A 20687-nucleotide genomic window follows, 5' to 3' on the forward strand; every position below is an offset into this window, starting at 1 on the left:
GGGTGAGTGGGATTGGGTGAGGTGAAAATAATTCAATATCAGTCGTTTGTGATGAAGTGAAATTATTTTCAGTCATTTAAAATTTTGTTGAAAATGTATACCTTTAATTGATAAGTTTTAATTTATATCATGAAACACCTATTCATATTCCTTTTGATTATTGCAGGTTATTTTGTTTTTGGATAAAAGCTTTCTCAGGAAAATAAGATGAAGCCACTATGAAAACAGCGTGGGAAGGATTTATGGCAGATAAAGAATGGAGAGATTAAAGCCAGAACAACAAAACAATATGGTAATTTCGTTAATGAAATTGAAGACAGAACCTTGAAACTTACAGATTTTTTTCCAGAAAAGAAGCTGTTGAAATAACCAAAAAATGTATTAACAATAATTAAAGAGGGAAGAAACAGGATTACAAAAAGTACCGGATTCCGATATCTCCGAATTAGGTGATATTTCAGAAAAGCCATATGAACAGGCAGATCCCAGATATGTCAAGGTAAGAAAGTATTAGATAAATATTACTATATGAGTCTTTAGAAGGGGTCGAAAATTAAGAATAATCCATTCGGCCTGCAAATAGATTTTACAGAAAAAACGAAAAGTTATCTGTGTATAGAATAAAAACAAAGTTTTTTTCATAATTTTGCTCCACTATTCATCATAAAAAAGCAAGAGCTAGCACATGAAAGAATTTTCTAAAGAGGTATACCTGAAGTGGTATGAAGATATGACTATGTGGAGAAGGTTTGAAGACAAATGCCGTTCTCTTTATCTAAAACAAAAGATCAGAGGTTTTTTACATTTGTATAACGGTCAGGAGGCTATTCCTGCCGGCTTCACGCATGCAATGGATTTAACGAAAGACAGTATGATTACTGCTTACAGATGCCACATCCATCCAATGGCGATGGGGGTAGATCCTAAAAGAATCATGGCTGAACTTTGTGGTAAAGCTACCGGAACGTCCGGAGGTATGGGCGGGTCTATGCACATTTTCAGCAAAGAGCACCGTTTTTACGGAGGACACGGTATTGTAGGAGGACAGATTCCTTTAGGGGCCGGAATTGCTTTTGCAGATAAATATTTTGACAGAAAAGCTGTAAACATCTGTTTCTTCGGAGACGGGGCAGCAAGACAGGGATCGCTTCACGAAACATTCAATATGGCGATGAACTGGAAACTTCCTGTAGTATTTGTGGTAGAAAACAACCAGTATGCAATGGGAACTTCTGTAAAAAGAACAGCCAACCACGAAGATATCTATAAATTAGGTTTAGGATACGAAATGCCTTGCCTTGCTGTAGATGCAATGGATCCTGAAAAAGTAGCTGAAGCAGCTTACGAAGCAATAGAAAGAGCAAGAAGAGGAGACGGGCCAACCTTCATTGAGGCAAGAACGTACCGTTACAGAGGACACTCTATGTCTGATGCAGAACCTTACAGAAGCAAAGAAGAGGTAGCGATTCATAAAAACGATGACCCTATGGAGCTGGTAAAACACAGAATCCTGGAAAACGGATGGGCTACGGAAGCTGAACTGGAAGCGACCGACAATAAATCAAGAGAGTTTGTAGAAGAATGTGTTGAGTTCATGGAGAATTCACCATATCCGGATCCGGAAAAAATCTACGAATATGTTTATGCTCAGGAAAATTATCCGTTCTTAGATAAATTAGAAAACTAAAATAATTTGCTGATACGATGATATGCTGATGTGTTAATAGTATAAATTATTATCAAATCATCACATCACCACATTATCACATTAATTAAATTATCATATAAATAAATTATGGCAGAAGTAATTACGATGCCCCGCCTTTCGGATACTATGACGGAAGGGAAAGTGGCAAAATGGCATAAAAAAGTAGGCGATAAAGTAAAGGAAGGAGATATTTTAGCCGAAATTGAGACAGACAAAGCTGTTCAGGATTTCGAATCTGAAATAGAAGGAACCCTTTTATATATTGGTGTAGAAGAAGGCTCTGCTGCTGCTGTAGATTCTGTTTTAGCGATTATCGGTAATGAAGGAGAAGACATTTCAGGGTTAACAGGTGGAGCTGCTGCTCCTGCTGCAGGCGGATCTGAAGAGAAAAAGTCTGAAGAAGAATCAAAAACAGAAAATAATGCTACAAGTGTCGAGCAGACTACTGCAGAAGTTCCTGCAGGTGTAGAAATTATTACAATGCCAAGACTTTCTGATACAATGACAGAAGGGAAAGTGGCGAAATGGCATAAAAACGTTGGCGATACAGTAAAAGAAGGAGATCTTCTTGCTGAGATCGAAACAGATAAAGCGGTTCAGGACTTTGAATCTGAATTCAACGGAGTATTATTGAAGCAGGGTGTAGAAGAAGGCGGTGCAGCTCCGGTAGATTCAGTATTGGCCATTATAGGCCCGGAAGGAACTGATGTTTCTGCGGTAGGTGCTCCAAAAGCAGCTGCTCCGGCCTCTGAAAAACCTGCTGAACAGAAAACTGAAGCTAAAGCAGAAGAGAAAGCGGCTCCGGCAGCAAATACTTCATCTTCTGACAGAGTAGCTATTTCTCCGTTAGCTAAGAAAATGGCCCAGGATAAAGGGGTTGACATCAACAGCATTCATGGTTCAGGCGAAAACGGAAGAATCGTTAAAAAAGATATTGAAAACTATCAGCCTTCTCAGGCTCAGGCAGTTCAGCCAGCAGCTTCTGCTCCGGCAGCAGCACAGGTTGCATTGAGCTTTGTTCAGGGTGAAGATACGGAAACTCCAAACTCTCAGGTAAGAAATATTATTGCAAAACGTCTTTCTGAAAGTAAGTTCTCTGCTCCTCACTATTACCTGATGGTAGAGATCAATATGGATAAAGCCATTGAGGCCAGAAAAGAAATCAATTCTTTACCGGATACTAAAATTTCTTTCAATGATATGATCATCAAAGCAACTGCTATAGCTTTAAGAAAGCACCCTCAGGTAAATTCAAGCTGGGCAGGAGATAAGATCATCCACAGAGGAAATATCAACATAGGCGTGGCAGTAGCTATTCCTGACGGATTAGTGGTTCCTGTACTGAAGAATACGGACCAGATGAACTACACACAGATCTCTGCTGCCGTAAAAGATATGGCTTCAAGAGCTAAGAGCAAAGGCTTGAAAGCAAATGAAATGGAAGGTTCTACATTCTCTATTTCCAATCTTGGAATGTTCGGAATCGAAACCTTTACAAGTATCATTAACCAGCCGAACTCTGCCATCCTATCTGTAGGAGCAATCATTGAGAAACCGATTGTAAAAGACGGTCAGATCGTAGTAGGAAATATCATGAAGCTTTCACTGGCATGCGACCACAGAGTGGTAGATGGTGCTACGGGAGCTCAGTTCTTACAAACCTTAAAAACATATCTGGAAAGTCCTTTAACTTTGTTACTGTAACATCCTGGATTGTAAATATTAAAACCTCTCACTTCGAGAGGTTTTTTTGTTTAAACTGATCAATAAAATTACTCAATACAGGTTGTAAAAGGTTAATTAATTAAATGATTTGTTCTGTAAAGTATAAAAAAATTAAATTATTATTTTTTGCTTTAATTAATTATGTTTTTCCTTTGGTAATTGTTATTTTTGAATCATGATTAAAGCGAGTAATATCCATAAATCTTATGGAAGTTTAGAAGTACTGAAAGGTGTTGATATTCACATTAAAACAGGTGAGGTGGTTTCTATTGTAGGTGAATCCGGAGCCGGAAAGTCTACATTGCTTCAGATTTTAGGAACGCTGGACCATCCAAGCAATTCTAATAAATACAATACGGAAATCAGCATTGCAGGAGAGTCTTTCATCAATATGAATGATAAACAGCTTTCCAAATTCAGAAACCAGAATATCGGTTTTGTTTTTCAGTTTCACCAGCTTCTTCCTGAATTTACAGCTTTAGAAAATGTGCTTCTTCCAACAAAAATTGGAGGCGCGAACGAAAAAGATGCCTTAGAAAAAGCATATGCTTTATTTGAAGACCTTAAGATAGAACAGAGACTGAATCATAAACCCAACCAGTTATCCGGTGGGGAAGCACAAAGGGTAGCCGTAGCAAGAGCCCTGATTAATTCGCCTAAAATTATTTTTGCGGATGAACCTACGGGAAACTTAGACTCAAAAAATGCAGATGATCTTCACAGATTATTTTTTGACCTTAGGGATAAGTATAATCAGACTTTTGTGATCGTAACCCACAACCCGAACCTTGCCGAAATCACAGACCGGAAACTGGTCATGAAAGACGGTATGATTATCGAATAAAATACTTTTGCATTAATGAAAAAACTTATATTTCTGGTCCTTTTTATTATTTCCTGTTCTAAAGCTGAATCTCAAGGAAATAATGTTTCCGGTATTCTTCCGGAAGCAAAGGTTTTGGAAATTAAGGATTTTGTAAAAGGGAAAAATTATAATCAGGATATTGCTGTTTTTATTAACTTTAAAACATATTCCGGAAAATACCGTTACTTTGTCTATGATCTGAAAAATGATAAAATACTTCAGAAAGCAATTGTATCTCATGGTTCAGGTTCGGTTATCAAGAATTCAAAAGATTTGAAATTCAGCAATACCGAAGGATCATACCAATCTTCGCTGGGAAAGTATGAAATATTGAACAGTTATAACGGGAAATTTGGAAAAGCTTACAGGCTGAACGGTCTCGATATTGGTAACAGCAACGCCATGCAAAGGGCAATTGTGCTGCATTCTTACGGATGTATCCCGGATCAGGAATCTTTAAATCCTGCCTGTCTGAGCCTTGGATGCCCGATGCTATCTGCTAATGCTTTAGTTGAGACGGCAAAATATCTCGACCAGTCGAAATATCCGGTAATCATGTATGCATTTTATTAACTTAGAATCCTTATTTTTAACTTTATAACACACAAATGACCATAAAATTCCTTGCTGAAGACGACAGACCCAGAGAAAAATTCTTACTGAAAGGAAAGAGTTCGCTTTCTGATTCTGAGCTTCTGGCAATCATTATGGGAAGCGGAAGCAGGGATGAAAGTGCATTGGAATTAGCCAGAAAGATATTGGCTTCGGTAAACAACAACTGGCATCAGCTGAGCCTTCTTTCCAACAAAGAACTGATGAAGTTCAAAGGAGTGGGGAAGTAAAGGCAGTTTCTATTATTGCAGCATTGGAAATAGGTAAAAGGAGAATAATCCAGGAAATACCTGAAAAAGCAGTGATTTCAAATAGCAACGATGCCTATTCTATTCTTAAAAATAAATTGTCAGATTTAAGGACTGAAGAGTTTTGGGCCATCTATCTTAACCAGAGTAATAAGGTTATCCATATTTCACAGTTGACGCAAGGCGGAATAAGCCAGTCCGTTGTAGATGTAAGGGTTTTATTTAAAACCGCTTTGGATCATTTTTCAACAGGAATTATCATTGCCCATAATCATCCGTCCGGAACCCTGAAGCCTAGTAAGGAAGATATCAGCATTACGAAGAAAATAGACGAAGCAGGAAAAACATTGAGCATACAGCTTTTAGACCACATCATCGTTACACACGATGCCTACCTTAGTTTCTCAGATGAAGGATTATTATGATTAGAAGACTGAAATACAACGAGATTGATTTTAAAAAATATACAGACTGCCTTGAAAGATCAGAACAGAGGAAATATTCAGCATCAAAAAACTTCCTAGATGTAACCACTAATAAACAGTGGGAGGTTTTGGTTCTCAATAATTATGAAGCGGTAATGCCTGTTCCTTATATCCTTAAGAAAGGGATAAAAATTGTTCATAATCCATTGATATGCCAGCAGCTGGGTGTCTTTTCCAATAAAGATGATAAAAAGATCAATGAAAAATTTTTACATTTCCTTCAGAAGAACTATCTGATAAGAGCCTACCATTTCAATGAGACCAATAATTTTGACTCAAAATTAAAAACCAAAAAAATTTCCTTCTGTATCCTGATGAATATGCCAAGGTTTTTGCCAAATATTCACCTAAGAGAAAAAGAAAGCTCAGACTTGATGAGGAGGTGATAGAAAATTCAGAGCTTAAAGAACTAAGCTACCAGGAAGCAGAGATTTTTATTAAGAACAATGTGATAGGGCTGGACAAAGAAAATGATACGGCTACTTTGCTTAAAACTCTGGAAACTTTCCATTTATCAAAACATTTAAAGTTTTTAGCCTTTTATTATCATCATGAGATCACCAATATGATAGCCATCTACTCAGATTATGATACGATTGCGCTTTTAGGAACTTTTAATGATAAAAAGTATATTAAAATGGCTGGGGCATCCACACTTATCGATCACGTCATAAAAGAGAATATAGAGCATTATATTTTTGATTTTGAAGGCGGTAATCTTCCAAGTATTGAAGAGTTTTTCAGAGGATTCAGGCCTGTACTTAAACACTATGCGGTCATAGAAAATTCCAAAAAGACATTGATTAAGGATTTTACAGGATTTTTAATGAGAGGAAAGTTTTTTTAAGATTAATATCATGTTGATTTCACTATTTAGAATGATTTTAATTAAATATTATTCTGTATCTTTATAAAGTATTTATTCTAATAATCAAGCCATGCTAAAGCAGATCCGTCACTATAAACTACCCTATATTATTTACAATTTTTTTAATAAGAAGAAATTAAAACATAATATTCCTTTATATAAAAAATACGGACTCAACAAAAGCTATTTTTCCAGTATTTCCAGTGCTGATTTTGCCCATCTTCCCGCTTCGGAAAGAACAATAGACCAGAATAAACTCATCAATACTGCTTTTTTCAAAGAACTGAATGATGAGAACAAAGAAAGTGCTCTTCAGTATGATGAAAACGGGTACATGATCCTGAGAAATTTTATTACAGCAGATGATGCCGATAAAATTAATGCTGAAATTGAAAAGCTGATGGAAAACGGCACCCTGAAATTTATCTACGGCGGAAAGCTGATGTTTGCCATCCACCATTCTGAAATTATTAAAAACATTGGCAGTGATAAGAACTTGCTGGATTTTTTGTCTGTGCTTTTAGACGGTAAAGCCAAGCTTTTCCAAAGTATTAATTTCATTAATGGCAGCCAGCAGAAAACGCATTCAGACAGTATTCATATGACTACTTATCCGCTTGGCGGGCTTCTGGGAGTATGGATCGCTTTGGAAGATGTGGATGAGACGAACGGGGCTTTGCATTATATCCCGAAAAGCCATAAACTTCCTTATTTCCTTAATTCCGATTATGATAATGAAGGTGATGCATTGAAAATCGGTAAAAAAAGCTATCGTGCTTATGAAGAATTTCTGGAGTCAAAAGTTCGTGAACTGGGGTTGAAAAAGGAAATCTTTAAAGCAAAAAAAGGGGATATGCTCATATGGCATGCCAATATTCTTCATGGCGGCGAACCGCATACCGATAAAAACAGAACAAGAAAAAGCCTGGTTTATCACTTTTTTGATGAAAACAGCGTATGTTATCACGAAGTGACCCAAAGACCGGCTTTGTTTGAGCTGTAATTCCATACTTTCTTTAAAGAATCGTCAAATAATTACAGCTGAAAGAATAGTTTTTTTACTTTTGCATTCTTACGAATAAACCAGCACGCAAATGAAGAAAACCAGAAACATTCTTGTTTTTATTTTTCCCTCTACCTATGTCTCATGTCATACTATTTGTATACCCACCAGTATTACAACGTAGATCTGGAAGCTTATGTAGGACTTGTTTACAAAGCTGAATATCCGGATATGAAAATGGAGGATGTTCATAAAAAAGTATATGCTGAATTAAAAGGTACAAACCCAAAACTTTTCGGAATTACCCCGCAGGATGAGGAAATCGCAAAAGGGGAGAATACCTACTATAAAGTCTTGTCGGAAAATCCAAAAGCCTATGAAGAAGAGCTGCAGCTGTTTTCGGTAAAACCATTTTATAACTTTGTTAACCTGATGTTTTTTAAATTAGGTTTTAAAGTAACAACCTCCATATTTCTGACTTCCATACTCTCTTATGCTTTTATTTTGGTTCTGATTTTCTGCTTCCTGATCAGGATTGTGAAAAACTATCCTTTAGCATTCATCATAACCCTATTAATTTCTTTATTCAAGCCGCTTCTGGAAGCCAGCAGACATGCTTCAGCAGATAGTTTGTCCTGTTTATTACTGTTGTTGAGCCTGTATACTTTTATGGTAAGGAAAAAGCATCTTACAGCTACAATCTTTGCAATGCTTTGTGTTTTAACGAGGCCGGAGTATTTTATTTTATACTCATTTCTTTATATCCTGGTTTATTTATACAGAAACAGCCTTCAGATCAAGACTGTTAAAGTATTCTGGTCTTATGCCTATGTCTTTGTATCCTTTTTTCTGATCCAGTATTTTAATCAGATTTCGTGGTCTACTTTGTTTATGAACCAGTTTACAAAAGTTCAGATCTATCCGATATCCGATCCGGATCCGTTCTATTTTCCGAATTATTTGAATTTTATAAAGAAAACCATTATGCTCGACTTTAACGGATCGTATTTTCCGTTGCTCTTACTGTTTATTGTCATTATTCTGGCGAATAAATTTTCCTTGAGCAGTAAAAAAAGCCGGGCACAGTGTTTATTTTTTGCTTCCGTTTATGTCTCCGTCTTTTTAAGATATCTGGTTTTTCCAAGTCTCGCAAACAGGATGATGATTGGTTTTTATCTCATTATTATCCTGTCACTCATCTATATTCAGAATTCTAAAACTGATATATTTAAAAACTCTTTACAAGACGGAAAATAATTAGTAATTTTGCGGTCTAAAATTATGGCTAGTTTTTCAGGATATTTACCATATGCTTTTGCATTGATTATCGCAATTCCTTTTTTGGTTTTGCTGAGGCAGTTTGTACACTCGTACATCACTCTTAAAAATCAGGAGATCAAGCTTCTTTCTGTAAAATCAAATTCAGAAAATAAAGCCCATTCCTATGAAAGGATGACTCTTTTTTAGAAAGAATAAAGCCATCCAACATCATCCAGAAATTTGATAAAGGTTTAGCTGTACACGAATTCATCTTTCTTACGGAAAAAACCATCAATGAAGAGTTCGAATACAATTCTTCCCAGCAGCTGTACATCACAAAAGCTTCATGGACTAATATTGTGGATTCCAAAAACGCTTTGATCGATTTACTTCACAAAACCTATGACGGACTGAAAGGAAATGCAGATCTTGAAGAGTTCAAAACCATTTTCATCATGAATTATATGGAAGGTGACGATTATATTGCTGCTACCATAGAAGACCTTAGAAGAGAAATTTTAATTATAACTTAAAAATAACAGATAAATAATGATTCCAAATTTTAAAGCACATCCATGGCACGGGGTTTCTGCAGGAGAAGATGCGCCAAATGTTGTAAACGTATTCGTGGAAATCGTTCCTTCAGATACTATTAAATATGAAGTAGATAAAGAAACAGGATTTTTAAAGGTAGACAGGCCTCAGAAATTTTCTAATATTATTCCCGCTCTATACGGATTTGTGCCAAGAACATATTGCCACAATGAAGTAATGAAACTGGCTATAGAAGCCGGAGCTGATGATGTAACGGAAGGTGATCATGACCCGCTTGATATCTGTGTACTAAGCTCTCACAATATTCATTCAGGAGGATTATTAATGGAAGCTATTCCAATCGGTGGTTTCAAAATGATCGATGGAGGTGAAGCAGATGATAAAATCGTTGCCGTAATGATCGGTGACCACGCATTCGGACATTTTAGAGATATTGCAGAACTTCCTGAAGCAGAAGTGAAAAGATTGATGCACTATTTCCTGACCTATAAAAATTTACCGGATGAGCCTGCAAAATGCAGAATTCATGAAGTATACGGAGCTGAGCATGCTAAAAAAGTGATCAAAGCTTCCCAGAAAGATTACGCAGAAAAATTCGGAGGCTAAAAACAGCATTCCAAAATGATAAAAAAGGCAGGTGAACGTTCATCTGCCTTTTATTGGTTTAAACAGAAAATTTTCTGTATTAATGACTTGAAGGAATTAAAAAATTAACACCTGCCTGGATCGCTAATCCTGCAAATCTGTTTTCAGCGCCAAAATTTTGAGTAATTCTTCCCATAAGACCTATTTTCATCGGAACAATCCAGTAAGAGCCGAAGGCACCGATTCCGGCAATCCTATCAGATACAAAACCCCCATTGCTTCCCTTATCATCACCGACCTGGGTAGAATAATGTCCGAAAACACCTATTTCATCACCTCTTGTACTCAATACGTAAGATCCGCCTGCATCAACAGTAAAATGGCTTCCTTCCTTAAAATCAGTGTCTTTCTGCCATTGATTGATTTCTAAAGTGGTAGCAACAGTGATATTGGTTTTTGATGTTGGCTTCATCTTTCCCGCTACACGGATGTTGTGTGACCAATAGCCATGACCACCATTATCTAGGTCATTTGGTTTGTATTTTCCTGTAGGTGCCCAGACTCCATAGTTCAAGGCATAGCTGAATTTTCCCTTCGTCCATGACAGCCATACAGGCTGAATGTACATATCACCAATTCCTATGCTTTTATTGGTGAACACATAATTTCCGGAGCCTGTCTGAACAGAATAATAGTCTAAAGCAATATCAGCAGTCGGGCTGTTCAGGGTAGGGATAATCATCATTCCCCAATTGGCACCCAGAATTTTACCTTTACCGCCATAAATTGCCATCAGTATAAAAGAATGTGTTTTAACGTTTTGTTTAAGATTAAGTTCTGTAGGGTTTCCCGGTGCCGGATTGATAAGCCGGTCAGACCTTTTTCCCGAAGCATTATGATAATCCATATCAGCATACCCATACCAGACAGGAATGATCCATCCTGCATGGGGAGCAAAGTAATCATTGGGATTGAATGAAGAACCGTTATAATGTCCTTGGGCGGAAACAAGTGTTCCTAAAAATAAGCCCGCAATTAAAATATTTTTTTTCATAATAATATATTTGGTGTGAAAGGAGTAGAACTTTCAGTTATGAAAGTATAATTTGAATCGTGCTAAAAACAGAATACAATCTTTATTTCCTTTTATAAACAGAAACCCCTTCTTTAATTGTTTCCAATACTTTAATATTCCTGATTTGTTCAGGATCAATGGTTAAAGGATTTTGATCCAGGATGACAAAGTCCGCCAGTTTTCCTGCTTTGATGGAACCTTTCCTTTCCTCTTCCTGAAGCTGGTAAGCTGCATTGATCGTAATGGCTTTTAATGCCTGAAGCGGGGTTATTCTTTCATTGGGGCCCAGGATCCTTCCTGAACGGGTTTTCCTGTTCACGGCAGAATACATTGCCGTAATCAAATCAGGTGGGGTAACAGGAGCATCATGATGCATCGTGAAGATAATTCCGGCCTGTAATGCTGAATTGGCAGGACTGATGAATGACGCCCTTTCCGGTCCGAAAACACTTGAATAATGCCAGTCACCCCATAAATAAACATGGGTAGAAAAATAAGAGGGAATAACCCCTATATTTTTGATTTTCTGAATATGATCCGGACGGCTGTTCTGAACATGGATAAGGGTGGCACGAAGCTCCGGTCTGTAAATATTTTCCTCTTTCAGCCTTCCAATCACACGCAATGCCTGATCAATAGCAGCATCACCATTCACATGAAGCTGTGCAGTGATACTGTTTTGAAATAAAGTCTTCAGATCATCATATAAGACCTGATCAGAAAATATCGGGAAACCTTTGTAATCTGCTGACTGGCCTTCGGGAGGAACCAAATAAGGCTGGGTAAGCCAGGCTGTTTTCCCCTGTGGCGAGCCGTCATCCGAAAATTTGAAACCGCCAAGCTTTAAATGATTGGTGTACTTCATATATTTCGGCTTAAAGGTATTCAGATCCTTTTTGAAATACTCATAATCAGGAAAATACACTACGTCTGCTTTAAAAAGGTGTTCAGATGCTGCTTTCTCTAGAAGAGCCACACTTTCGCCCATTGTTCTTCCGTCACAGATGGTAGTCTGGCCGTAGCTGAGCCATTCATCCTGAGCTTTCTTCAGATTCTGCATGGCCTGTGCCTGTGTGTTTCCTGTTTGCTTACTCATTTTTTCTGTAAGGGAAAGAAGCGCTGAAAAACTTGCATTTTCTTCTAATTTCCCATTAAGTTTTCCTGTTTTTTTATTCCGGCCGTAATGTCCTCCTTCCGGATCTTTTGCGGACTCGGATATTCCTAAAAGCTTTAGCATAGCAGTATTAGCTACACTGGCATGGCCTGAAGTATGGATAACGATGATGGGATTTGTCTGGCTGATAGCATCCAGTTCATCCCTGGTTGGATGGCGGTGCTCAGTCATAATGGCATCATCATATCCATTGCCTATGACCGGCTGATTAGCAGGGACAGCATGATCTTTAAGATATTTTCTGATGGTATTCTGAAGGTCTTTAATGAAATTGACTGTTCCGTAAGGTTCAGGAAACAGATCGATGGCCTGCATCATTCCTGCTCTTGAAGTAAGATGCCCATGAACATCAATAAAGCCGGGAAGTAAAACTTTTCCTTCAAGATTGATGCTCTTTGTTTTATCATCCGTATAGCGGTCAGCTTCTGATCGGGTGCCTGCAAAAAGTATTTTGCCGTTCTTTAAAACTACTGCCTCTGCCTCGGGAGCCGTATCTTCCATTGTTAAAATTGTTCCTCCGAAATAAAGAATGTCTGCTTTTTCTTTCGGAGGTCTGCCTGTACAGCCAACAGCAATAAGAGATGCTGAAAATATTAAATAAATTAATGCTTTCATACGATATAATGTTTTTGTGGTGTTCTTTAAATTTACGAAAAAATATATTATCAGACCAGGCTTAATAAACCAAAGGAATTTTTGTTATATTTATAAAACTAATTACTATTTATTAATATAAAAATAATAAACTATGGATTTGTTCTATTTAATTCCGGTTTTTGGTGTTGTCGCCTTATTGTATACTTTCCTGCAGAGTAACTGGGTAAGTAAGCAGAATGCCGGAAATGAAAAAATGAAAATAATCAGCGGTCATATCGCTGACGGTGCCATGGCTTTTTTAAAGGCTGAGTACAAGATTTTAACCTATTTCGTAGTAATCGTAGCTATATTACTTGCCGTAATGGGATCCACCAACTCCAATTCCCACTGGAGTATCGGGATCGCTTTTGCGGTAGGAGCTGTATTTTCTGCTCTGGCAGGATTTATCGGAATGAAGATCGCTACAAAAGCAAACGTAAGAACGGCAGAAGCAGCAAAAACCTCACTTTCCAGAGCGCTTAAAGTTTCCTTTACCGGAGGCTCCGTTATGGGTATGGGCGTTGCCGGACTGGCAGTTCTGGGGTTAGGGGCCCTTTTTCTGATCATCAAGCAGATCTTTGCTCCCGATGCTACGGTAGATTCCCATGAGATGGAAAGAACCATCGAAATTCTTACCGGATTTTCCCTGGGGGCAGAATCCATTGCGCTTTTTGCAAGAGTAGGCGGCGGTATTTATACCAAAGCTGCGGATGTAGGCGCTGACCTTGTAGGAAAGGTAGAAGCGGGTATCCCGGAAGATGATCCTAGAAATCCCGCAACTATTGCAGATAATGTAGGAGACAATGTAGGAGATGTGGCAGGAATGGGGGCCGATTTATTCGGTTCTTACGTTGCAACGGTATTGGCAACAATGGTTTTAGGCAGGGAAACAATATCTGATGATTCCTTCGGAGGCTTTGCACCTATTCTCCTGCCGATGCTTATTGCCGGGACAGGGATTATTTTCTCCATGATAGGGACCTTATTTGTAAGAATTAATGATAATGAAGGTTCATCTACTTCCAGTGTTCAGAATGCCCTTAATTTAGGGAACTGGGGAAGTATCGTGATCACGGCCATATCCTCATATTTCCTTGTTACTTACATTCTCCCTGAAAAAATGATGCTCAGAGGACATGAATTTACTAAAATGGGCGTTTTCGGAGCTATAATGGTAGGGCTTGTCGTAGGAACTTTAATGAGTATTATCACCGAATATTATACGGCTATGGGTAAAAGGCCTGTTTCAAGCATTGTAAGACAGTCTTCTACAGGGCACGCTACTAATATTATCGGCGGTCTTTCAGTTGGTATGGAATCTACTTTGCTTCCAATCATTGTATTAGCTGGAGGTATTTACGGCTCTTATTTGTGTGCCGGACTTTACGGAGTGGCTATTGCCGCAGCCGGAATGATGGCCACTACTGCCATGCAGCTTGCTATTGATGCTTTCGGACCAATTGCTGACAATGCCGGAGGAATTGCTGAAATGAGTGAACTTCCAAAAGAAGTACGTGAAAAAACAGATATTCTGGATGCCGTAGGAAATACCACAGCGGCCACAGGAAAAGGTTTTGCAATTGCTTCAGCTGCATTAACGGCACTGGCTTTGTTTGCGGCGTTCGTAGGAATTGCAGGTATTGATGGAATTGATATTTACAGAGCTGATGTTCTGGCAGGATTATTTGTAGGGGGAATGATCCCGTTCATATTCTCTTCACTTGCGATCACAGCAGTAGGACAGGCAGCCATGGCGATGGTGGAAGAGGTAAGAAGGCAGTTCCGCGAAATTCCGGGAATTTTGGAAGGAAAAGCCCAGCCTGAGTACGAAAAATGTGTAGCTATTTCCACAGATGCATCCATCAGAAAAATGATGCTTCCGGGAGCGATTGCCATTATTTCACCTTTATTGATCGGGTTTATTTTCGGACCTGAAGTTTTGGGAGGATTCCTGGCAGGTGCTACCGTAAGTGGTGTTTTGATGGGAATGTTCCAGAATAATGCCGGTGGTGCCTGGGATAATGCCAAAAAATCATTTGAAAAAGGGGTGGATATCAATGGCCAGACCTATTATAAAGGCTCAGAGCCCCATAAAGCTTCCGTAACGGGAGATACGGTGGGAGATCCGTTTAAAGATACTTCGGGACCATCTATGAATATTCTCATCAAGCTGATGTCTATTGTTTCACTGGTGATTGCTCCAACGCTGGCCGTGTTACATAAGGATAAAATTGAAGCTAACAGAAAAGCTAAACTGGAAAGCCTGACCCAAACCTACAATATAAATTCATCCTCAACTCAGACGGGTATTCAGGCGATTCCTGTTACTCCTGCAGAAATCAAAGGACATCTTAATGAAAACGGAGACTTTGTTTATGATACCGGAACGATTCAGGAAGTAAAACTGAAAGGAGGGAAAACAATTACATTAGGAGAAGGAAGCAGACTATTCCAGTTATACAATGCTGTAAAACAAAAAGATCAGACGGTAATAGATCCTAATAACTGGTATACGATAGAAAATCTTTATTTTGAAACCGGATCAAGTGATCTGAAACCCGGTTCAGATGTACAGCTGAATAATCTTGCTGAAATTTTAAATGATTATCCGGACCTGAAAATAAAGCTTGGAGGTTACACAGATAATACCGGTAATGAAGAAAGCAATATGAAACTGTCAAACCTTCGGGCACAGACCGCAAAACTGAAGCTCCTGGAATTGGGAATTTCTTCAGACAGAGTAGAAGCAGAAGGTTACGGTTCTCAGCACCCCGTGTGTGAAGCTAATGATACTGATGAATGTAAAGCCAAAAACAGAAGAATTGATGTAAGGGTTTTAAGCCTTTAAGATCAATAAACAAATATTCAAAGCACCGCCTGCAAGGCGGTGCTTTTTTATATCTAAAAATCTGTGTAAATCTGTGAGATCTGTGGGATATAAAAGAAAAAATTAAATTTTATTTACCCGCAGATCTCACAGATTTACACAGATCTTCATATACTGTGATACTTGTTGTAATATTATGTTGCAATTCTCTAAAGATTTTTCTGAAGATATTCCAAAGCCTGGATAATCATCTCATCTTTCTTAGCAAAACTGAACCGTATATAATCCGAATTCTGCCGTGAATTGTAGAAGGCAGAAAGAGGCAGGCAGGCTGTTTTTTCTCTATGGTAAGCCATTTGGAAAACTCTACATCAGTCATGGTTTTGGATACATTCCTGAAATTGACGATCTGGAAAACACTTCCTTCAGACTTTTTGGTTGCCTGTAGCGGAGTGTAAGCCATCATTTCATTGAATATATCCCTTTTGCGCTGCATGATATACCTGTTTTCATACGGATCAAATACTTCCAGATATCTGGCAACAGCATATTGAGCAGGAGCATTTGCACTGTAGGAAATATACTGCTGATGGCATCGGAATTTTGAGGTAAGGAATTCTGAGGCCAGTAAATAACTGACTTTCCAGCCTGAGGTATGAAACATTTTCCCAAAGGAAAAAATACAGAAGGTCCTGTTTTTCAGCTCAGGATGGAGAAAAGAACTGTAATGTTCAAGCCCGTCATAGCAGTAGGTATCATAAATTTCTTCTGAGATCAGGTAAATTTCCTGGTGTTTAATCATATTGTATAACTGGTTCCAGTCGTCTTGTTTCCAGATGGTTCCCGTAGGATTTTGCGGAGAATTAACGATAATGGCTTTTGTTTTTTCAGAAATACAGTTTTGAAGCTTTTCCCAGTTTACGGTAAAATCATTATCAAGATCATAATACACCGGAATACCGCCGTTGAGCACTACGGAAGGACCGTAAGTATAATACGAAGGCTGAATAATAATAACCTCATCTCCCTGATTTAAAACGGATTTAAGTGCTGTATGTAAAGCAAAAGTTGCGCATGGAATAATGGTTACTTCATTTTCCTTAAGTTTGAGGCTGTTTTTACGGGAAGCATTATAGGTAATGATATTGTTGATAAGCAAAGGACTTCCTGCAAGCGGCTCATAATGATGGGTGTTACAGTCTATAGCCTCCCTTAGAAAGGATTTCAGCCGTTCATCAATATCAAAATCCGGAAGTCCCAGTGACAGGTCAAAACTCTTGTGTTTTGCTGCAAGTTCAGACATTTCCGTGAAAAAGGAATAATGTGTAAATCCGTAAATTTTTTCCATCTATATTGCATTGATATCAAATATAAGAAAAATACACATTCATTGAAGATTAAATAAAATTTGTTATTTTTAAGCAAATTATTATCATATGAAAAAAATTCTTATCCCGTTGATCAGCCTGGCTATGGCAGTCAGCTGCGGAACAACGAAAACTTCTGAAGGAGCCAAGTCACAATCTACCACCGTTGCAAAAGGAGATAAAGCATTTCTCTCTGCATATAAGACCATTAAAGCTGATGAATTAAAGAAAAACTTATATATAATCGCTTCAGACGAAATGGGTGGCAGGGATACCGGAAGCCCCGGACAGAAAAAAGCGGGTGAGTATATGATTAATTTTTATAAAAACCTGGGAATTGCTCCTCCAAAGGCTTTAGGTTCCTATTACCAGAAGGTTCCTTCCGAATTTATGAAGAAAAGAGGCGGCGGTAATCTTCCGGACTCAGAAAATATCCTGGCTTTTATTGAGGGAAGTGAAAAGCCTGAAGAAATTGTCGTAATTTCTGCACACTACGACCATGTTGGTACCAGAAACGGAGTTGTTTACAACGGAGCTGACGATGACGGAAGCGGAACTGTGGCCGTTATGCAGATTGCAAAAGCCTTCCAGGAAGCTAAAAAGGCAGGAAACGGCCCCAAAAGATCCATTCTTTTCCTTCATGTAACAGGCGAGGAGCATGGCCTCTTTGGATCCGATTACTATACCAGCAACCCTGTATTTCCACTTGCCAATACAGTTGTTGATCTCAATATTGATATGATCGGCCGCGACGATGCAGAGAACAGAGGAAAGCAATACGTTTATGTAATTGGTTCAGAAATGCTGAGTTCACAGCTTAAAGTGATCAATGAAGCAGCCAATAAGAAAACCAATAATCTGGAGCTGAATTACAAATATGATGATCCGGCAGATACCGAAAGGTTGTATTACCGTTCAGATCATTATAATTTTGCTAAAAATAATGTTCCGGTAGCATTTTTCTTCGACGGTATTCATGAAGATTATCACAAGCCTACCGATGATCCTGAGAAAATTGATTATGCTTTGCTGGAAAAAAGAGCTCAGCTGGTTTTTGCTACTGCATGGGAAATTGCCAACAGGCCGGAAAGGATTGTTGTAGATAAAAAATAAATATTGGTTGGATCATTGCGAATGATATCATACTGGAGGTTATATAAACTTTCAGAATCAGATCTCTGCAGTGATCCAACTTTTTTTGAATTTAGGCTGATTGCTAGGAAGTATTAAAATAAATATATTTTTGTTCAAATTTGAAATGACTTATAATCACTGGAAAAACAGAAAATCATGATACAGAAAGTAAAATCGATCAGACCTTTCATCGGTGCAGTGAATTTTGAAATAAGCCGCAGCTTTTACAGAGACCTTGGGTTTGAAGAAGTAATTCTTGAGCCTAAACTATCTCTGTTTAAAAGACAGGAAACAGCTTTTTATCTTCAGGATTATTATGCCAAGGATTGGATAGACAATACCATGATCTTTATGGAAGTCAATAATACAGAAGACTTCTGGAAAGAGCTTCAGACCCTGAATCTTACTGAGAAATATAAAGATGTAAAGCTTACCCCTGTCAGAACAATGGATTGGGGAAAAGAATGCTTTGTACACGATCCTTCCGGCATTCTGTGGCATTTTGGAGAATTTTTTTAATGACAGAAAAGAAAGGATGATTTACGCTTTTGATACGTATTACTATGATGATCATGCCAATACCGTATGTATTGCATTTGAAGACTGGACCTCAGAAAATGAATCTGAGATTTTTACAGAAGAAACAGGCATCACTTCCGGATATGAAAGTGGCGCTTTTTATAAAAGAGAACTTCCGTGTATTTTGAGTCTGCTGAAAAAAATTGACTTAAAAGAAGGCGATATTATTATTGTTGATGGTTACGTAACCCTTGATAATGATGGCAAAATAGGGCTTGGAGGTTATCTTTATGAAGCCCTGGACCGCAAATATGCTATTATCGGAATTGCCAAAAATGAGTTTGCATCACCCGATTCCCAAAGAAGAAATGTACTGAGAGGAGAAAGTAAAACCCCTTTATTCCTTACTGCAAAAGGAGCTGATGTAGATGAAATACTGCTGAAAGTAGAGCAGATGTACGGAGCTTACAGAATACCAGCACTTTTGAAAAAGCTTGATCAGCTTTCCAGAGCATAATTAATTGTAAGTTGAAGACGGGTAAAACAATATCTGTGTTTTATCTAAAATTTCTAAGCTATATTTAATTTATCTTCCTCGTTTTTAATGAATTCATTGAAAGGTGATAAATATCACCTGTTTATTATTTTTATTAATTCTAAATAAATATAAATTTGTTTCAACAAAAAAGGAATTAATGAAGAAACTATCTACTTTTTCTGCGGTGATATTTTACATGATGATGTACGGGCAGTATTGTACGCCGGCATTCCAGTATGGCGCAGACAGCAATATGATTACCAATGTCAGTTTTGGGACCATCAATAATACATCAACGTCGCAATCGGCCAATACGCAGGTATATGAGGATTTTACTTCAATGTCGGCGGATATTCAGGCTGGAAACAGTTACCAGATCTCTGTAAAAGGACCTTCCAGCACTTTTCCGAGTGATGTGATGGTATTCATTGATTTTAATAAAAACGGAAGCTTTGATGATGCAGGAGAAAGCTTTTACATTGGAAGACTTGAAGCAGCAAATCCCTTCAATGCTTTAACGGTAACCGGTACGGTTTCAGTTCCTGCAAATGCAGCATCAGGTAGTACCAGAATGAGAGTGCTGAAAAATACAAACACAGCTGCTTATTCCGATCCAAATGCAACTAATTCTATTCTTACGGCCTGTGATACCGGCCTTAGGGCAGGACAGGCAGAAGATTATACCGTTAATATTATAGGAAATACTATCATTTTTCCGGCCCCGTATTGCGGAACTGAAAATGTTGCCACCCTTACCGTCAGCGAAATTAATAAAGTTGAATTTACCGGAATTACAAATGAAAGCCCTGTAAATGGTAGTTCCGATGCACTGGAAAACTTTACCGGAACGGTTTTTAATGTGAACAGAGGAAATTCTTATCCCATAACAATCACGGGAGAAACACAGGGACAGACGACTGTATCGGTCTATGCATATATTGATCTTAATCATAACAATACATTTGATGCTAATGAAGTATTTAATCTGGGCTACCTGGATAATTCCGATCCTATTCCGGGTAAAGAATCGGGAGTAACGACCGGAACCATTGCTATTCCTGCCGATGCTATGCTGGGCGAGACCCGTTTCAGGATTGTCAAAGCTTATGAATCAAATTCATGGATGGGAACCCTGGAAAATCTTCCATGTCCTGCGGGATGGTTCATAGGACAGGCTGAAGACTATACCCTGAATGTATTGGCCTCAAATCTGGCTACATCAGAGGCTGTAAAAAAAGCATCAGCCAGAATTTACCCGAATCCTACATCAGGAACGGTTACCTTAAAAACTGAAGAGAAGGTCGAGAAATATGAAGTTTACAACTCATCAGCACAAAAGGTGCTGGAAGGAACCTCGGACATAATCCATATGGATAGTCTGGCAACCGGAACTTACCTGATCAGGATATATACCGGTGATAAAAAAATGATTACTGAGAAGATCATCAAAAAATAAACACTTTATCTAATCATATCCATATCAATTTTTGTTTTTTAAGCCGG

At 38.2% G+C, this 20687-nt stretch carries 21 protein-coding genes; 18 read left to right on the plus strand and 3 right to left on the minus strand.

The annotated features are described in order from the left end of the window. Nucleotides 1–685 precede the first annotated feature (685 nt). From pdhA to N4G44_RS08815, 13 genes are all read left to right on the plus strand, one after another. Entirely contained in the window at nucleotides 686–1687 is a 1002-nt protein-coding gene (gene pdhA, locus N4G44_RS08755; RefSeq protein WP_474926044.1) for a pyruvate dehydrogenase (acetyl-transferring) E1 component subunit alpha, read from the plus strand. Between the two features lie 108 nt (nucleotides 1688–1795). Further along, nucleotides 1796–3412, plus strand: a complete 1617-nt coding sequence (locus N4G44_RS08760; RefSeq protein ID WP_474926046.1) for a 2-oxo acid dehydrogenase subunit E2 — start codon at nucleotides 1796–1798, stop codon at nucleotides 3410–3412. A gap of 196 nt (nucleotides 3413–3608) precedes the next feature. Continuing rightward, complete coding sequence (locus N4G44_RS08765) at nucleotides 3609–4277, plus strand: ABC transporter ATP-binding protein (RefSeq protein ID WP_474926047.1); 669 nt, start codon at nucleotides 3609–3611, stop codon at nucleotides 4275–4277. 15 nt (nucleotides 4278–4292) lie between these two features. Next, the gene (locus N4G44_RS08770) at nucleotides 4293–4871 is read left to right on the plus strand and encodes a murein L,D-transpeptidase catalytic domain-containing protein (RefSeq protein WP_474926049.1); all 579 of its coding nucleotides are present in this window, start codon (nucleotides 4293–4295) and stop codon (nucleotides 4869–4871) included. 35 nt (nucleotides 4872–4906) lie between these two features. Beyond that, complete coding sequence (locus tag N4G44_RS08775; RefSeq protein ID WP_474926051.1) at nucleotides 4907–5140, plus strand: UPF0758 domain-containing protein; 234 nt, start codon at nucleotides 4907–4909, stop codon at nucleotides 5138–5140. Then, a complete protein-coding gene (locus tag N4G44_RS08780) occupies nucleotides 5077–5583 on the plus strand; it encodes a JAB domain-containing protein (protein ID WP_474928310.1) in 507 nt (168 codons plus the stop codon). The genes N4G44_RS08775 and N4G44_RS08780 overlap by 64 nt, the downstream gene beginning before the upstream one ends. After that, entirely contained in the window at nucleotides 5580–6029 is a 450-nt protein-coding gene (locus N4G44_RS08785) for a hypothetical protein (RefSeq protein WP_474926052.1), read from the plus strand. Before N4G44_RS08780 ends, N4G44_RS08785 begins: the two co-directional genes overlap by 4 nt. Continuing rightward, nucleotides 6026–6490, plus strand: a complete 465-nt coding sequence (locus tag N4G44_RS08790) for a hypothetical protein (RefSeq protein WP_474926053.1) — start codon at nucleotides 6026–6028, stop codon at nucleotides 6488–6490. Before N4G44_RS08785 ends, N4G44_RS08790 begins: the two co-directional genes overlap by 4 nt. A 91-nt stretch (nucleotides 6491–6581) precedes the next feature. Beyond that, the gene (locus N4G44_RS08795) at nucleotides 6582–7514 is read left to right on the plus strand and encodes a phytanoyl-CoA dioxygenase family protein (RefSeq protein WP_474926056.1); all 933 of its coding nucleotides are present in this window, start codon (nucleotides 6582–6584) and stop codon (nucleotides 7512–7514) included. A gap of 144 nt (nucleotides 7515–7658) precedes the next feature. Further along, a complete protein-coding gene (locus N4G44_RS08800; RefSeq protein WP_474926060.1) occupies nucleotides 7659–8771 on the plus strand; it encodes a hypothetical protein in 1113 nt (370 codons plus the stop codon). A gap of 24 nt (nucleotides 8772–8795) precedes the next feature. Next, nucleotides 8796–8981: a hypothetical protein gene (locus N4G44_RS08805; RefSeq protein ID WP_474926063.1), complete on the plus strand. Its 186-nt coding sequence runs from the start codon at nucleotides 8796–8798 to the stop codon at nucleotides 8979–8981. Nucleotides 8982–9004: 23 nt separating this feature from the next. Then, the gene (locus tag N4G44_RS08810; RefSeq protein ID WP_474928311.1) at nucleotides 9005–9307 is read left to right on the plus strand and encodes a DUF7935 family protein; all 303 of its coding nucleotides are present in this window, start codon (nucleotides 9005–9007) and stop codon (nucleotides 9305–9307) included. Nucleotides 9308–9323: 16 nt separating this feature from the next. Further along, the gene (locus N4G44_RS08815; protein ID WP_048503974.1) at nucleotides 9324–9935 is read left to right on the plus strand and encodes an inorganic pyrophosphatase; all 612 of its coding nucleotides are present in this window, start codon (nucleotides 9324–9326) and stop codon (nucleotides 9933–9935) included. Nucleotides 9936–10014: 79 nt separating this feature from the next. Here the strand turns inward: N4G44_RS08815 and N4G44_RS08820 are convergent, their stop codons facing one another. Next, nucleotides 10015–10968: a SphA family protein gene (locus N4G44_RS08820; protein WP_474926066.1), complete on the minus strand. Its 954-nt coding sequence runs from the start codon at nucleotides 10966–10968 to the stop codon at nucleotides 10015–10017. Nucleotides 10969–11050: 82 nt separating this feature from the next. After that, entirely contained in the window at nucleotides 11051–12778 is a 1728-nt protein-coding gene (locus N4G44_RS08825; protein ID WP_474926068.1) for an amidohydrolase, read from the minus strand. 133 nt (nucleotides 12779–12911) lie between these two features. On the opposite strand from N4G44_RS08825, the gene N4G44_RS08830 reads away from it, so the two are divergent. Further along, on the plus strand, nucleotides 12912–15647 hold the full coding sequence (locus N4G44_RS08830; protein ID WP_474926070.1) for a sodium-translocating pyrophosphatase: 2736 nt from the start codon (nucleotides 12912–12914) through the stop codon (nucleotides 15645–15647). A gap of 226 nt (nucleotides 15648–15873) precedes the next feature. Here N4G44_RS08830 and N4G44_RS08835 read toward each other — a convergent pair whose 3' ends face one another. Next, nucleotides 15874–16974 carry an aminotransferase class I/II-fold pyridoxal phosphate-dependent enzyme gene (locus N4G44_RS08835; RefSeq protein WP_474926071.1) on the minus strand — a complete coding sequence of 367 codons (1101 nt, stop codon included), beginning with the start codon at nucleotides 16972–16974 and terminating at the stop codon, nucleotides 15874–15876. 88 nt (nucleotides 16975–17062) lie between these two features. On the opposite strand from N4G44_RS08835, the gene N4G44_RS08840 reads away from it, so the two are divergent. From N4G44_RS08840 to N4G44_RS08855, 4 genes are all read left to right on the plus strand, one after another. Then, on the plus strand, nucleotides 17063–18106 hold the full coding sequence (locus tag N4G44_RS08840) for a M28 family metallopeptidase (RefSeq protein WP_474926072.1): 1044 nt from the start codon (nucleotides 17063–17065) through the stop codon (nucleotides 18104–18106). A gap of 177 nt (nucleotides 18107–18283) precedes the next feature. Beyond that, nucleotides 18284–18646, plus strand: a complete 363-nt coding sequence (locus N4G44_RS08845) for a VOC family protein (RefSeq protein ID WP_474926076.1) — start codon at nucleotides 18284–18286, stop codon at nucleotides 18644–18646. Nucleotides 18647–18662: 16 nt separating this feature from the next. After that, a complete protein-coding gene (locus tag N4G44_RS08850; protein WP_474926078.1) occupies nucleotides 18663–19163 on the plus strand; it encodes an endonuclease V in 501 nt (166 codons plus the stop codon). 178 nt (nucleotides 19164–19341) lie between these two features. Beyond that, on the plus strand, nucleotides 19342–20640 hold the full coding sequence (locus N4G44_RS08855; RefSeq protein ID WP_474926080.1) for a T9SS type A sorting domain-containing protein: 1299 nt from the start codon (nucleotides 19342–19344) through the stop codon (nucleotides 20638–20640). The last annotated feature ends 47 nt before the right edge of the window (nucleotides 20641–20687 follow it).

It is taken from the genome of Chryseobacterium sp. GTID13 (genome assembly GCF_056172655.1).

Excerpts from the sequence above, each read along its gene's own strand:
- N4G44_RS08795 (WP_474926056.1), top strand. The coding sequence starts at position 6,582 with ATGCTAAAGCAGATCCGTCACTATAAACTACCCTATATTATTTACAAT.
- N4G44_RS08800 (WP_474926060.1), top strand. The coding sequence starts at position 7,659 with ATGTCATACTATTTGTATACCCACCAGTATTACAACGTAGATCTGGAA.
- pdhA (WP_474926044.1), top strand. The coding sequence starts at position 686 with ATGAAAGAATTTTCTAAAGAGGTATACCTGAAGTGGTATGAAGATATG.
- N4G44_RS08770 (WP_474926049.1), top strand. The coding sequence starts at position 4,293 with ATGAAAAAACTTATATTTCTGGTCCTTTTTATTATTTCCTGTTCTAAA.
- N4G44_RS08840 (WP_474926072.1), top strand. The coding sequence starts at position 17,063 with ATGAAAAAAATTCTTATCCCGTTGATCAGCCTGGCTATGGCAGTCAGC.
- N4G44_RS08765 (WP_474926047.1), top strand. The coding sequence starts at position 3,609 with ATGATTAAAGCGAGTAATATCCATAAATCTTATGGAAGTTTAGAAGTA.
- N4G44_RS08820 (WP_474926066.1), bottom strand. The coding sequence starts at position 10,968 with ATGAAAAAAAATATTTTAATTGCGGGCTTATTTTTAGGAACACTTGTT.
- N4G44_RS08760 (WP_474926046.1), top strand. The coding sequence starts at position 1,796 with ATGGCAGAAGTAATTACGATGCCCCGCCTTTCGGATACTATGACGGAA.
- N4G44_RS08830 (WP_474926070.1), top strand. The coding sequence starts at position 12,912 with ATGGATTTGTTCTATTTAATTCCGGTTTTTGGTGTTGTCGCCTTATTG.
- N4G44_RS08845 (WP_474926076.1), top strand. The coding sequence starts at position 18,284 with ATGATACAGAAAGTAAAATCGATCAGACCTTTCATCGGTGCAGTGAAT.
- N4G44_RS08805 (WP_474926063.1), top strand. The coding sequence starts at position 8,796 with ATGGCTAGTTTTTCAGGATATTTACCATATGCTTTTGCATTGATTATC.
- N4G44_RS08785 (WP_474926052.1), top strand. The coding sequence starts at position 5,580 with ATGATTAGAAGACTGAAATACAACGAGATTGATTTTAAAAAATATACA.
- N4G44_RS08850 (WP_474926078.1), top strand. The coding sequence starts at position 18,663 with ATGATTTACGCTTTTGATACGTATTACTATGATGATCATGCCAATACC.
- N4G44_RS08815 (WP_048503974.1), top strand. The coding sequence starts at position 9,324 with ATGATTCCAAATTTTAAAGCACATCCATGGCACGGGGTTTCTGCAGGA.
- N4G44_RS08835 (WP_474926071.1), bottom strand. The coding sequence starts at position 16,974 with ATGGAAAAAATTTACGGATTTACACATTATTCCTTTTTCACGGAAATG.
- N4G44_RS08855 (WP_474926080.1), top strand. The coding sequence starts at position 19,342 with ATGAAGAAACTATCTACTTTTTCTGCGGTGATATTTTACATGATGATG.
- N4G44_RS08825 (WP_474926068.1), bottom strand. The coding sequence starts at position 12,778 with ATGAAAGCATTAATTTATTTAATATTTTCAGCATCTCTTATTGCTGTT.
- N4G44_RS08775 (WP_474926051.1), top strand. The coding sequence starts at position 4,907 with ATGACCATAAAATTCCTTGCTGAAGACGACAGACCCAGAGAAAAATTC.